12 protein-coding genes are annotated in these 13,777 nt (G+C 45.9%); all 12 read right to left on the bottom strand.

The features are described from left to right. Positions 1 to 17: 17 nt before the first annotated feature. Entirely contained in the window at positions 18 to 971 is a 954-nt protein-coding gene (locus ACFQ0N_RS03480) for an ABC transporter permease (RefSeq protein ID WP_379322944.1), read from the bottom strand. After that, positions 968 to 2,620, bottom strand: a complete 1,653-nt coding sequence (locus tag ACFQ0N_RS03475; protein ID WP_379322943.1) for an extracellular solute-binding protein — start codon at positions 2,618 to 2,620, stop codon at positions 968 to 970. Before ACFQ0N_RS03475 ends, ACFQ0N_RS03480 begins: the two co-directional genes overlap by 4 nt. Positions 2,621 to 2,633: 13 nt before the next feature. Continuing rightward, complete coding sequence (locus tag ACFQ0N_RS03470) at positions 2,634 to 3,560, bottom strand: dihydrodipicolinate synthase family protein (RefSeq protein ID WP_379322942.1); 927 nt, start codon at positions 3,558 to 3,560, stop codon at positions 2,634 to 2,636. 18 nt (positions 3,561 to 3,578) lie between these two features. Continuing rightward, complete coding sequence (locus ACFQ0N_RS03465; protein WP_379322941.1) at positions 3,579 to 5,150, bottom strand: ABC transporter substrate-binding protein; 1,572 nt, start codon at positions 5,148 to 5,150, stop codon at positions 3,579 to 3,581. A 117-nt stretch (positions 5,151 to 5,267) separates the two neighbouring features. Beyond that, positions 5,268 to 6,140 (bottom strand): carbohydrate ABC transporter permease, encoded by an 873-nt coding sequence (locus ACFQ0N_RS03460; RefSeq protein WP_379323000.1) that lies wholly within the window; start codon positions 6,138 to 6,140, stop codon positions 5,268 to 5,270. A 73-nt stretch (positions 6,141 to 6,213) separates the two neighbouring features. Further along, positions 6,214 to 7,134: an ABC transporter permease gene (locus tag ACFQ0N_RS03455; protein WP_379322940.1), complete on the bottom strand. Its 921-nt coding sequence runs from the start codon at positions 7,132 to 7,134 to the stop codon at positions 6,214 to 6,216. Between the two features lie 178 nt (positions 7,135 to 7,312). After that, positions 7,313 to 8,887, bottom strand: a complete 1,575-nt coding sequence (locus tag ACFQ0N_RS03450) for a response regulator (protein ID WP_379322939.1) — start codon at positions 8,885 to 8,887, stop codon at positions 7,313 to 7,315. Continuing rightward, on the bottom strand, positions 8,884 to 10,611 hold the full coding sequence (locus ACFQ0N_RS03445) for a sensor histidine kinase (RefSeq protein WP_379322938.1): 1,728 nt from the start codon (positions 10,609 to 10,611) through the stop codon (positions 8,884 to 8,886). Before ACFQ0N_RS03445 ends, ACFQ0N_RS03450 begins: the two co-directional genes overlap by 4 nt. A gap of 77 nt (positions 10,612 to 10,688) precedes the next feature. Beyond that, positions 10,689 to 11,408, bottom strand: a complete 720-nt coding sequence (locus ACFQ0N_RS03440) for a hypothetical protein (protein ID WP_379322937.1) — start codon at positions 11,406 to 11,408, stop codon at positions 10,689 to 10,691. Further along, positions 11,405 to 12,388 (bottom strand): ATP-binding cassette domain-containing protein, encoded by a 984-nt coding sequence (locus tag ACFQ0N_RS03435; RefSeq protein ID WP_379322936.1) that lies wholly within the window; start codon positions 12,386 to 12,388, stop codon positions 11,405 to 11,407. Before ACFQ0N_RS03435 ends, ACFQ0N_RS03440 begins: the two co-directional genes overlap by 4 nt. A gap of 20 nt (positions 12,389 to 12,408) precedes the next feature. Beyond that, the gene (gene spoVAE, locus ACFQ0N_RS03430; RefSeq protein ID WP_379322935.1) at positions 12,409 to 12,759 is read right to left on the bottom strand and encodes a stage V sporulation protein AE; all 351 of its coding nucleotides are present in this window, start codon (positions 12,757 to 12,759) and stop codon (positions 12,409 to 12,411) included. After that, positions 12,756 to 13,775 carry a stage V sporulation protein AD gene (gene spoVAD / locus ACFQ0N_RS03425; RefSeq protein ID WP_379322934.1) on the bottom strand — a complete coding sequence of 340 codons (1,020 nt, stop codon included), beginning with the start codon at positions 13,773 to 13,775 and terminating at the stop codon, positions 12,756 to 12,758. The genes spoVAE and spoVAD overlap by 4 nt, the downstream gene beginning before the upstream one ends. Positions 13,776 to 13,777: the final 2 nt, after the last annotated feature.

The following is a 13,777-nucleotide window of genomic DNA, read 5'->3' as shown; positions in this document are numbered from 1 at the left end:
TGCGGAGCAAAGCTTGCTTAGAAAATTCCGTTTTGGCCTAATTTCTTGGCCAATTTGTTGACGGTCAGCAGCACGATCAAATTAATAACCGAATTAAACAGCCCAACCGCCGCAGAAAAACTGAATTGGGATTGAAGCAATCCGCTCTTGTACACGTAAGTCGAGATCACTTCAGAGGCGCTTAGATTCAGGGAGTTCTGCATCAGAAAAGCTTTCTCGAACCCGATGCCCAATATGCCTCCGCAGCTGAGAATCAATAAAGTTACAATCGTGGGCATGATAGAAGGCAAATCTATATGCCATGCCTGTTGAAATTTGGTGGCTCCATCGACCTTCGCCGCCTCGTGCAGGGAAGGATCGACCCCCGATAGCGCCGCCAGGTAAATAATGCTTCCCCATCCCATTCCCTGCCAAATGCCTGACCAGACGTACAGATGGCTAAAGGCATCCGGGTTCGTCAATGTCATCAAGGGCCCATTAATAAAGCCGGCGGAAGTGAGCAGCTGGCTGACAACACCCAATCTGGGGGAAAGAAAGACATTCAGCATCCCTACCAGAATAACCGTTGAAATGAAATGGGGAGCATATGTAACGGTCTGCACGACTTTCTTGAATTTCTTGCTCGGAACACTGTTAAGCGCCAAAGCAAGGATGATTGGAATCGGAAAGCCCGCAATGAGCGAGTAAAGACTTAAAGACAATGTATTTTTAATCAGCGACCAAAATAGATCCAAATGAACAAACCGCTCAAAATGATACAAGCCTACCCAGTCGCTTCCCCATATTCCCTTGATCGGCTTGAAGTTCTCAAATGCAATCAATACGCCGTATAAGGGCACATAATCGAACAGGATGACATAGAGCAATGCGGGAAGCACCAGGAAATACAGGCCGATATTTTCTTTTACTCGATTGATGGTTTTCTCCCTCCTCTCCTCAGTATCGGACAATAGGACGGCTTGCCGATTCAATCTCCCAGCTTGCTTGCCGCATCCAGTTGTTTCTGATTCAATTCCATATATTCATCCAATCCCAAATCCTGCAGTTTCTTCGTATACACATCCCATTCGGCATCGATATCGCCTTTGCCGGAAATCCAGTTGGCAATCGTCGTCTTGATGTAGTCATTGAGTGATTGGCTTAAATCGGTCATTCTCTGCTTATCCTCGTCGCTTAACAAGCCGCTGGGCACTGGAGGATAGTTCAGGTCTTTGGCCGGCAAATATTTCTTGTAAATATTGACATACGCCCATTCACGCGTTCCTTCTTTGGCGAAATTCTCGTTGACGATCTTGTTGTTGAACATATCTTCATCAAGAAGCGCTATGGCATAATTGTTCAGCCCTTTATCGGCATCTGCCACTTCGGCGGTCGGATTCAGCAATTCGAATTTGCCGTCGCCGCCTTTCTTCCACATCACGCCTTCACTGCCGTAGTTCTCCGTTAAAGACCACTCCGGATCCGCCATCAGCTCCGCCAATCTTGCCGATGCCGCAGGATACTTGTTGTTTTTGAAGATGACAAAGTTTCTCGGCCAGATGCTTTTCGTCTGACGGCGGATATACGGGTCTTTGCCGTTGGGCGACTTAAGCGGCGCCATTGGAGTCCACCATTTGCCGTCATTGACATTTTGGCCTTGATCGACAAAAGATGTCATCGAACCGACCAAAGGAGGGGTGGATGAAATGGCAGCCGAGTATCTTCCCCAGTCATCTGTAAACGCTTCCGGAACGATCAAGCCGTTCTTGTACAAATCGGCCATATATTTGATCGGCTCTTTAAGATCGGGATTCGTGGCCTGCGACTTGTATTTGCCGTCTTCTACAATAAAATAGCTGCCTGGTGTATACACGCCGAACGTCCCGTACATATCGAATTGGCCGCCAATATTGTTGCCGTATAATATGTAGTAAGGGATGACGTTTTGAGGAATCGAGCCCTTTCCTGCATTATTTTTGAAAGCCATCAGCACGTTTTTGAATTCATCCGTAGTCGTAGGTATTTGGAGTCCTAATTCATCCAGCCATTGTTTGTTAATAAACCATTGATCCCGCAGATTATAGGAGGTTTCGTTCAATACCGCGTAAGGAAAGCCGTACAATTTGCCATCCGGCATCAGCGCTTGCTTCTTTAGCTCCGGATTCGTCTCGAAAAACTTTTTCCAGGTGGGCGCGTATTGCAGAAGCTCGTCGATACTGACGATATCTCCCGCATCAATCGCATCCGCCATCGCCTGACCGGAAGCATCCATTCTGAACCCGATATCCGGGTAATCCCGGCTGCTGAACATCAGGTTCGCTTTTTCTGCATCGCTGTACACTTTGAGGTTGATTTTTATGTTTGTTTTCTCCTCTATTTTCTTCCATATGTCATATTTGGTGATATCGCCCATATGGGCTCCGTAAGCAATTCCTACCGTTAAAGTGATCGGTTCTTTAGTAATCGGGAAGCCTGTAGCGTTCGTTATTCCGCCGTCAAGCAGATTGCTATCTGTTATTGGCGTTGTTGGGGTGTTTGGCTTATTTCCCTCGTCCCTCTTGGTATCGGCGCAACCGATTAATGTGCCTCCGATGAGTGCGGCACTTGTGATGCAGGCGACAAATCCGGATACTCTCCTCATTCGATACTCCCCCTTAGATATAATTAATGGGATTAAACATCATGCGGACCTGCTGCTCCATCCCTCTGAGCTGCTCAATCTCCAGCTTCATCGATGCACTCAGACTGCCGTTGCCGCCGGAACGTCCTTGCAGACCAATCGGTAGCCCTTCCAAACTTAAATAATACTTGGCATTCAGCGGATAAGGCTGACGTTCAAGCGCGGATGCCAGACCGAGGAATTGCTGCAACCGGGCCGCATTTTCCGGATGGCTCCGCTGCAATTGGAGCAGTCGGACGTACAAATCGGGATGGAAGTTGGCCATAACGCCGCTGTATCCGGACGCCCCCATATCCAGCGATTTCAGCAGCGTGGCCGCGTTGGCGTTGAACAGCTTTAAGCGGGTACCCTGCACCGCATTCAGCTTGGCTTCGAGCTGCTCCGGATCACAGCAGGTATCCTTCAGGAAGAGAAACCGCCCCGTCTCCGCGCACCACTTCAATAGTTCAGGAGAAAGCAGACGTTTATATGGGTAGGGACACTCGTAAATGCCAAAAGCGACATCAGGCACTGCCGATAAGATCATCTCCGCATTTCGTTTCCACACCTCCTCCGACTCGTCGGCGGCAGCCAGACGGTTGCTTACTAACACGAAAGCATCGATGCCGGTGGAAGAGATCCGTCGGATCTCCTCCACCTGGTCCGCATTTGCATCCGATATGTGACCCGAAGCGATCACCTGGACGCGTCCTGCGGCCTTCTCCGCTACAAATCTCGCCAACTGCACGCGTTCCTCCAAGGACAAAGCGAACATTTCACTGGACTGGCATACTGCGAATAGCCCTTGCACGCCATGTCCAATAAGCCATTCCACAAATTGCTCTAATGCTGTATAATCAATCTCTTTGTTTTCCTTAAAAGGGGTAATCATCGTCGGAAAAACCCCGTTTTCAATATTCATATATTTCTCAACTCCCTCTTATCGTTTTGCCAAAAAGGCATCGATTTGCGATTGCATTTCCTGCTGAATTTTGTCGATCCCGGCGGCTTTCATCTGTTTGTTAAGATCAGCTAAACCTTTGTCGATATCTTGGATGACTCCGTATTCGAGCGGGATTGCATAGCGAAGCATCACATTGCTCACATTAGCCACTTCGGTTTTGACATTGGCATTGTTGAATACAAACGTTTCAAGCGGATAGTGGAACACTTTCCCCTCCCACACTTTCGCCAAATCAGCAGCTTCTTGCGGGAATGACACATTAACCCGGTTTAACGGAGAATCAAAGCTCCATTTGGAATACCCCGCATAGTTCGCATTTTTACTTGTCGATTCAAACCTATCATCGCCTACAGGCTCATAATGTGTACCTGCAATACCGTGCATGATCAGGTCGTGAATTTCTTTATCGTTCTGCATAAGGTCGATAAACATCAAGGCACGTTCCGGATTTTTGGAGGTTGCATGGACCGACGTCCCGTTTTGCGTAGAAACCGCTACTGATTTCTTGCTGTTCGGAGTGAGATCCGCTAATGCCACCTCATATTCCGGTTTGTCCCGGCGAATCTCAGCCATTTTTGCTCCAAGCGTATCCAAATTTTGTGTCACCGCTGCCGTTTTTCCATCTTTAAAGTCCTGCATATGATCATTTTTACTGTTTAACACATTTTTCGACCATGCATTGTTGTCCGCAAGGTCTTTGTAATAAGCTAATAACTCCTTGAACTCCGGCGTTTCGTAAACGTTAAATAGTTGTCCTTTGTCATCCGTCAATTTGAAACCCAGTGGAAGATCGAAATCCAGCATACTCCAGTCATTCTTTTGCTTAAGCAATATGCGATCCAGATTGTGCAGTTTCCAATCCCCTGTTTCCGGAGTGAACGGCATAATGCCTGGTTCATTCTTGGCTATCCCCTTGATATACTCGGCAAACGTTTCAGGGCTGCTGATTTCGGGCAAGTTATATTTCTTGCGCAAATCTTCGCGATACAGAATAAGCTTCTCAACGAATCCCCCTTTGTTGGAAGGAATCATATAAAGCTTGCCGTTCACTTTTGCTTGCTCCCAGCTCACCTTCGGCATCGCTTTCCAAGTCATAGGCATATAAGTCGCAAGCAAGTCATCGGTCAATTCCAGGAATCCCCCCTTCAATGCCTGATCGCTATAGCCGGCCCAGTTGGAAGAATAGATTAAGTCAAAATCTTCATTGGCCGCCAGCTTGAGCGGATATTTCTGCGCCCAATCGGACCAATCCAGAAACTCGGCTTCAATCGTCGCATTTATTTTTTGTTTGAGCTTGCCGTTGATTGCCGTAAACACCTGGTCGTAATCGACCGGTTTAGGGCCAAGGAAAACCATCTTCAGTTTAACTTCTTTGGAGGTATCCGACTTCCCGTCTTGCTCCGCGTCCTGCGGACTATTTGCCGGTTTTGCGCTTTCGGCCGGTTTCGGGAGTTCCTCAGCTCCTTTGTTGCCGCCTCCGCAAGCGCTTAGAATCATAACCAATGTGACAACAAATGCCAGTATAACCCGCTTACTCTTCTTATGCATTCCCGAATTCCCCTTTTTGGTATATTGATAAACCGGATAAAGCCGGCAATGACTGGTTGAGCAAGCGAAATCCGTTTCCGCATGCGCACAGCCAAGCTTGTGCACTGGCCCCCGGTATCATCCTTTTACAGCGCCAATCGTCAGGCCTTGAACAAAATATTTCTGAATGAACGGATAGGCAATCAGAATGGGACCGCTTGCAACGATCGTCATCGCCATCTTCAAGCTTTCCGTCGGAATACTCGTTGTCATAACGGCTCCCGACTCCATCATCGCCTTTCGCATCCCATCCATGTTGCCAAGCATTTTATACAAATAATATTGCAGCGGCATCAATTTTTCATCGGATACGAAAAGCAAGGCATGGTACCAATCATTCCAATAACCAAGCGCAAGAAATAGTCCAATGGTGGCGAGCGCCGGCTTGGAGAGCGGAATGATCAGACGAATGAAAATAAGAAAGTCGCCTGCCCCGTCTATTTTCGCCGATTCGATAATCGCTTCGGGTACATTGCTCATAAAGGATTTCATCACAATAATATAGAAGACGTTGAACAGCATAGGAATGATTAAAGCAAGTATCGTATCTTTCAAATGGAGATAATTCACCATTAGCAAATACCAGGGGACAAGCCCCCCGTTAAACAATGTCGTAAAGAAAAAGTAAAAGGAAAATGGATTCCGCCATTTGAAATCTTTTCTGGAAAGACAATAGGCAGTCATCGCTGTCAGAAACAAACCTGAAAGTGTGCCGACCATCGTAACCGTTATCGTTACCCCATAAGCCCGTATCATCTGTTCGGGATACTTGAACAGAATGCTGTAAGCATCCGTAGAGAACGCTGTCGGCAGCAGCTTAAATCCCTCGATCGCGATTACGCTCTCCTCCGTCAAAGAAGAGGAGACGATCAGCAGAAAAGGAAATATGCACAGGACCGCAAGGATGGCAAGCACAGCATAACCGATGGCAGCGAATAGTTGGCGGTCCAATTGTTGCCCAGCAGCTTTCGTTTTATTTTTATTGAAGCTAATCTCAGTTGAGCTCACTTCATGACCTCCATGTTCAGAATAGAGCGCGGTCTTTGTCATGTTTGCGAACCGCATAATTAACCAGCAGAATGGTTACAAAACCGAGTACGGACTGATAAACACCTGCAGCAGCTGACATTCCGATCTCATTCGTCGTAATAAGAGACCTGAAGACAAAAGTGTCGATCACATCCGTTGCGGAGAATAACACGCCGTTGTTGCCGACCATATTATAGAACATTCCGAAGTCGCCGCGGAAAATATTGCCTACGGCCAGCAGTACAAGAATGATGATCGTCGGATAGAGGTTGGGAATGGTCACCTTCATCACACGCTGGAAAATGTTCGCTCCATCGATCTCGGCCGCTTCATACATTTCGGTATCGATGCTCGTTATAGCCGCCAGATACATCACCGTTCCATACCCTAGCGCTTTCCATGCGGCGACAATAACAAGAATGAAGGGCCAATAAGAAGGCGTGTTATAGATGTCGATCGGTTCAGCACCGATTCCTTTCAGGAAGACATTGACGGTGCCAATGTTATAATTCAACAAATTATACGCAATCGAGCCCACCACAACCCAAGAGATGAAATAAGGTAGAAACAATACGGATTGCGTGATTTTGCGGAACCACTTGCCCCCGACCTCAAACAGCAGGATGGCTGCCATTATTTGCAGGCCATTATTCACCACAATAAACGCGGCATTATATAATACCGTATTCCTGGTAACCCTCCACGCATCCCCGGATTCAAAGAAGAACCGAATGTTATCGAGCCCATTCCAGGCACTCCCGAAGACGCCGCCCGCATAATCAAAATGTTTGAAAGCGAGGATAATCCCAGCCATCGGCACATAAGCAAAAAGCAGATAAAACAGTACAGCCGGCGCCAGCATCAGCAGTAGGATTCTATACCGGACAACATCGTCCCAGAATCTGTGTCGGTTCATCTTTGCTCTCCTCTCTTTTCTCTCTATGGCTATTATAAAGAGGAATCGTCCGCGATATCATTAAGGGGAGCAACTAAAACCAATACTAATTCAACGATCCGGTTGCAGAGGTATATAAATATAGCTCGAATCCCCATGTGATCCGAGCCATTCATTCTTTCATCCGCCATCCAAGCGACTAAACCTTCTGTTTTTTTCGATATTCTCCCGGCGACATTCCCATCGACTGCTTGAACTGTCTATTGAAATAAATCATATTCTTATAGCCGACGCGGTCTGCAATCTCATAAATTTTCATAGTAGGGTCAAGCAGCAGCTCACAGACACGTTTCATTCGCAGTTCATTCACAAAATCACTGAACAGAATATTGGTTTCGGCTTTGAACAACTGGCCAAGATAATTCGGTGTAAACCCAAAATGAGCGGCAACTTCGTTTAACGTTATCTTCTGCTCCAGCTTGCCCGCTACGTATTGCGTAATCTCATCGATCAGCTTTCGTGTCTGTCTTTGTTTTTTTACGTACAATAGCTCGGATAATTCAAAAAACCTTCTCCTTAACCAGGAAAGAATATCGTGCACCGTTTCGAATTGGAATAGAATATGAGGCTGATGAGAATCCCACTTCACAATCTCATATAAATTTTCGTTCATTTGCTGTAAATCCGCATGCAGCTTCGACGTTATACGGATAATGAGATCATAGACGTCATTTTTTTGGGATAACGGCTTATCCCCTTGAAATAGTTCAAGCAGACAATCATCAATCGTCATCAAATCATATTCCAGCATCGCCTGCAGCATCCGCTCCACGATTTCTTCAAGCTTCGAGGCTATCTTTTGTTTGGGCGACCACTCGGAAGCATCACGGATCAAGCGGTTTTTGCCGAGTATCCATTTGATGCTTAAAGCCGCCTGTGCCTGACGGTAGGAATCATGCACCTTATCCATCTCCGTTGTGTACATCCCCATTCCAATCGTTAAAGTAAACGGAAAAGCACGGCTGAATGCTTGAATCAGCTCATCGAGGAATACAGTGAGGTCCTCTTCCTGTACAGTAGAGATCAGAACATAATGATAATCATAGCTCGTCATCACGGTTCCTAAATTTTTCTCATCAGCGAAATGACGGATAAAATTCGTAATATTAACCGTAAGCAAACGCCTGTCATCTTCCGCCATTGTTTTGATTCTCCACGCCAAATCATCGATCTCAATAATGGATACCACAGAGCCGCTGTGCAGTAACGGGGCAAGAAAGCCGCTTATATGCGCTTCGGCCGAACCTGGCGTCATTTCATTGAACCAGCGGAGCAGCAGCTCCTGATTCACTAGCGAGAGCGTTTCCGTCAGGGAAAGATCCTGCTTCCGCTCTTTCTCGATTTTGGAGCAGAGGCCAGTCAGCATTTCATGCAGCTCATTGTCATCCACAGGCTTCAGCAGATAGCCGGAGGCACTTAACTGTATCGCCTCTTTCGCATAGCTGAAATCTTGATGCCCGCTAATAAAGATAATATGGACAAGCGGATTGATCGCCTTCGCTTTCCTGGCAAATTCCATTCCCGACATAATCGGCATGCGAATATCCGAGAGAATAATATCAATTCTTTCCTGCTTCATCATCTCCAATGCAGTGAACCCATTCTTGGCAGTCCCGGCCACATTCAAGGATGGAAGCTGGCTGCCCGCCACCCTGCGCCTAAGCCATTCCAAATCGATATCTTCATCATCCACCAGCATAATGTTAATCTTCATCTCTCATTCACCTCTGCATTATCGATAGGAAGAATAATTTGTACCGTTGTACCCGCCCCATATATGCTGGCAATACGGATACCGAAATCACTCCCATATCTTAGCTTGATTCGCTCCTCGACATTTTTCAGACCATACCCCCCGGAATGAAGGCTGGCAGATCGCATTTTTTTCAATGTTTCGGGTTTCATTCCGATCCCGTTATCGATGATTTTGAGCTCAACGCTGTTTTTTAATCGTTGACCTGTTATACGGATGGCTATCGTTTCCCCAAACCAAGCATGCTTAAAAATATTTTCCACAAACGGCTGCAAAATTAATTTAATCACCCGGATATCTTTGATCTCCGGATCAATATCCATATAAACCGTAAAGTTATTCGCATATTTAACCCGCTGAATGTCCAGATAAGCTTCCACCTGCTCCAGTTCCTGTTCAAGCGAAACATAAACATGGCCTTGATTGAGCGTCAGCCTGTAAAACTTGGCAAGACCTTTGACCATTACCGTGACCTTCCGGGTTTCACCCATGTTCGCCAGACTACCGATCGTTGATAACGTATTGTAGAGAAAATGCGGATTGATTTGGGCTTGGAGCGCATCAAGCTCAGCCTGCTTTTTCTGAATGCCCTGCTCGTATACGTTCTTGATCAGATCTTGAATGCTCCTTGCCATCACGTTGAACGAGTCGGCGATATGGACAAATTCATCGTTTCCGGAAAATTCAATACGCTTATAGAAATTGCCTTCCTGAAACGATCTGACCAAGGTCACAATTCGCTTCATTTTCTTGCCGGAAATCCGGGCGACAACAAAGCCGATACAAGCCATGACCAGAAAGCTTATCGTACAAACGGTGGCGATTGTTTGCTGCATCCTGCCGGCATCCTTGTTCAAGTAATCTTGAGGGACCAGTGTTTCTATGACAAAGCTTGTTTCGGGAATCTCTTCCCGGATCGTTAAGAAGGATCCTTCGATGATTCGTTCGTCCGCATTCCCTCGTTTATACATCGTCACCCCAGAAGCTACATCAATAAGACGCAGGCTAATCCCTTCTTCAATCGGGAATGTATCAAAGCTGCTGCCCAAAAGATCATCAAACCGGGCTGTCGCGCGTACGTAGCCAATGTCGGATGAATAACCGCTCGATGAAATCAATTTGCGGAAATGAGAAATATTGTCCAATTCCCGATCCGAATCAATCTGAAGCCATAAATTATCTTTCTTCGATGATTGTAATGATTTGAACCATTCGGTGTTTTCTATGCTGCTGGCAGAAAGAACGTAATAATCCCGCCTGTTGATCGGAGTCGACATATCATCGCCGGAAACCTCAAACATCTCATCGTTTACCGTATAGAGGGCCAGCCGGATATTGTTCCCGAACAGTAGAAGCGGCGCTTTCATCTGGGGGACAATTTCATCCCTCATTTTAAGCATAATGTCCAAAGGTTCTCCCTCGATCTGAAGGGCATCCTGGAATGAAATGCTGGTGAACAACGTGTTGGACATCCGCTGTATTTCATCCATTTGGTATTTCATGTTGTTCTTTGTTTGCTCCAGCGCAGTGCGAATATTGGTTTCCGCCATTTCCGTTCTCGATTCAATGAGCATGGTGTAGGAAATGTAGCCGATCACCACATCAGTCAGCAAGACGAGAATCAAATAAGGAATCATCGTCTTATATGTGTAAGGGATATACGGTTTGACCAATACTTTATTCATCTCTCCCACCTTTTCTTTGTCGTTAGCAACATCGCTTTGTTAAGTTCTTTTCGACAATTGAAAACCTTCAATAACGATTACGATTGTGGCGAATCCAGTTTACGTTTATAGATGAAGTACAAGAATAACGCACCTAAAATGATTCCGTAGAGCAGTGAGGCTCCAATAGCCAACAGTTTGATAAAAAGTGTTGCACCTTCATAGTCAGACAATACCTTCATTGTTCTGTCCAGAGGCGGCAATAATAAGATTGCCTTTTCCAATCCCTCAGGTAATAGATTTTCGATCCCCCGTACACTCAAGGTGATGACGATCAGAATGCTTAGCAAGAGGAAAGACATGACACGGGAACGAATGAATTTTGAACTAAACCAGCAAGCTAACGAGACTGCCAGCCAGGACAAAGAAGAATGATACATGAAAGACATGAATATTTCCTCAACGCTAGGGTTCCTATCAAATTTATGAAAGATGGCCGGAAACAGTACTGCATATACTGCCAGAGGGATCGTGAATATCCAGCTGTATAGCAATTTGGCTATATAAAGTTTAACTAAACTGCCGGAATGCAGCACTGTCACTGATTCTTGATTTGGCGTTTCGATATCAATGATCGTATAGCTTAGTACGGCTGAAACAATAAACAGGAATGAGGCGGAAAATGCATAGCTCTCCATAACCGGATTAGGGACCACACTATAAACAAAAATAAGACCGAGAATAAAAATAAAGGTAGGCGGCCCATAACGATAAGAGCGCATAAAACAAGTATGCAAAAATGAAAACAAGGAGATCATCGAATCATCTCCTTTCGTTGTAAGTGGATAATCTCAATTCCTCTATTTACTAATTGAAGTAAAAAATCACGATAATCCTTTTGCGTAATTGTAAACCTGATTAAGCCGCTATCATCTTCCCTCCAGACGACTTCCGGAAAAAGACCCGTGAGATGCTGCAATGCTTCCTGGGATAAGAAGCATTCGAGTTCAAAAAATATAACCGCTGGACTTTGGGAAACTGCCGCTCTTTCCTCTCTTAGTTTTCCTTGGCGGATCCAATATGTACGACTCTCCAATTGACCGACAAGCAATGGGTCATGCACAGCGGCTAAAATGGATGTTCCCCCCGCTTTAATTTTTTTCAGGGAGGCAAGTAAGTGCTCTATCGATTCTTTGTCCAGCCCGGAGAAGGGTTCATCCAAAACGAGCAGGTCGGGTATTTTAATAGTAGCCTGCATTAAGTTGACTTTTTGCAGCATCCCTTTCGAGAAATGCGTCATCTTTAAACTTTTGCTTTGCTCCAGATTAAAAAAAGTGTGAAGCTCTTCTATACGTGCTTGGAGCGCTTTTCGGGGTACACTCGCTATTTTGCCCATATGAGTCAGGTATTCTGTTGATGTCAACCTTAACTTAGATAACCGATCTGGCGTAAATCCAATTGCTAATTTAGAATGCTTAACCATCCTTTGTCCCGAAGTTACCGGAATTAATCCAGTAACGATTCGCAGCAAAGTGCTTTTTCCCGATCCATTACTGCCACGCAAAACAATACTTTCTCCTTGACTTATACGCAGCGAAATATCAGATAAAACCACTCGCTCCCCGTATTTCTTCGTAACTTCCTTTAAAGTCACAAGAGCATCATGTTCCATTTTTTCACCATCTTTAACAATGCTTTTACTCATCATGCTAACACAATTATTCAAATTAAGGAATAATTTTTCTGCACAGTGTCCTCCCTCTTCCCAAACCCTACAAATGGTTATAGGGCCGCCCATTCTGGACAGCCCCTCCATTTTTATCCTTTAGGCTTAACGAATAAAGCAGCAAGGAAGGAGAAAATGATGGCGGAGGAAATCCCCGCACTTGTAACTTCGAATATGCCGGTAACTATACCGATCGGACCGTCTTTTTTCAATTCCTGCAAGGCTCCATGGACAAGTGAATTTCCAAAGCTTGTAATCGGAACTGAAGCGCCGGCGCCGGCAAATTTAATAAACGGTTCGTAAAGCCCCAATCCGTCTCCAATCGCCCCCAGAACGACAAGCAATGTCATCGTATGGGCAGGAGTCAGCTTGAATACATCGAAGCATATTTGCCCAAGTACGCAAATCGCTCCGCCAATTAAGAAGGCCCACAGAAATATCATTTTTTCAACTCCTCACTTTCGATCGAAACCGCGTGCGCAATGCATGGAATACTTTCTCCCTGCTGGTACGAAATCGGCGAAAGGAGCGCTCCGGTCGCGACAACCAAAATTCGTTGCAATTCCTTCTTTCTTAATTTTTTCAGCAGATGACCATAAGTAACGACCGCTGAGCAAGCGCAACCGCTCGCTCCAGCTTGAACCAACTGTTTATCGTAATCGTAAATCATCATTCCGCAGTCTTTAAATTCGGTCTGCTGCATCGGCACTTTATGTTTGCGAAATAAATCGCGGGCAATTTCATGCCCGATCTTGGACAAGTCGCCTGTCACAATCAGATCGTAATAACCTGGTTCAATGTGAAAATCGCGAAAATGAGCCTGAATTGTGTCTACAGCAGCCGGAGCCATTGCGGCTCCCATATTGAGCGGATCCGTTATTCCCATGTCGATGATGCGGCCAATTGTCGCGGAAGTAATGTATGGACCATCCCCTTTATGGGCAACGACGCTCGCTCCCGCTCCGGTAACGGTATACTGGGCAGTTGGCGGCTTTTGCGAACCATACTCGGTCGGGTAACGGAATTGTTTTTCCGCGGTGGCGTTATGGCTGCATGCACTTGATAACGCATATTTGGCCGAGCGCGAATTGACGAGGTTGGCAGCCAGTGCCAAACTCTCCATAGATGTAGAGCAAGCTCCGAAAACACCGATATAAGGAACGGTCAATGTACGCGCTGCAAAGCTGGTACTCGTAATTTGGTTCATCAAATCGCCGCCGATAAAGAAATTGATCTGTTCTTGCGTGAGTTCCGCATTTTCGATCGCAAGCTTGCCTGCTTCTTCCAACAGGGTACGTTCCGCCTTTTCCCAGCTATCTTGTCCCAAATAGATGTCCCCATGAATGATATCGAAATCCTCAGCCAAAGGCCCTTGACCTTCAAATGGACCGACGACAGTTGCCGCACCGATAATGGAGGGGCGGTTCTCAAAAATCCAACTCTGATGGCCTTTCAGCATAA

It is taken from the genome of Paenibacillus sp. GCM10027626 (genome assembly GCF_042676285.1).
GTDB lineage: Bacteria > Bacillota > Bacilli > Paenibacillales > Paenibacillaceae > Paenibacillus_Z.
The sequence above is the reverse complement of the archived record's forward strand: the minus strand, read 5'-3'. Positions and strand labels throughout refer to the sequence as shown.

Coding starts and splice junctions, on each gene's coding strand:
- ACFQ0N_RS03475 (WP_379322943.1), bottom strand. CDS start 2,620: ATGAGGAGAGTATCCGGATTTGTCGCCTGCATCACAAGTGCCGCACTC.
- ACFQ0N_RS03470 (WP_379322942.1), bottom strand. CDS start 3,560: ATGAATATTGAAAACGGGGTTTTTCCGACGATGATTACCCCTTTTAAG.
- ACFQ0N_RS03465 (WP_379322941.1), bottom strand. CDS start 5,150: ATGCATAAGAAGAGTAAGCGGGTTATACTGGCATTTGTTGTCACATTG.
- ACFQ0N_RS03455 (WP_379322940.1), bottom strand. CDS start 7,134: ATGAACCGACACAGATTCTGGGACGATGTTGTCCGGTATAGAATCCTA.
- ACFQ0N_RS03450 (WP_379322939.1), bottom strand. CDS start 8,887: ATGAAGATTAACATTATGCTGGTGGATGATGAAGATATCGATTTGGAA.
- ACFQ0N_RS03445 (WP_379322938.1), bottom strand. CDS start 10,611: ATGAATAAAGTATTGGTCAAACCGTATATCCCTTACACATATAAGACG.
- ACFQ0N_RS03440 (WP_379322937.1), bottom strand. CDS start 11,408: ATGATCTCCTTGTTTTCATTTTTGCATACTTGTTTTATGCGCTCTTAT.
- ACFQ0N_RS03435 (WP_379322936.1), bottom strand. CDS start 12,388: ATGGGCGGCCCTATAACCATTTGTAGGGTTTGGGAAGAGGGAGGACAC.
- spoVAE (WP_379322935.1), bottom strand. CDS start 12,759: ATGATATTTCTGTGGGCCTTCTTAATTGGCGGAGCGATTTGCGTACTT.
- spoVAD (WP_379322934.1), bottom strand. CDS start 13,775: ATGCTGAAAGGCCATCAGAGTTGGATTTTTGAGAACCGCCCCTCCATT.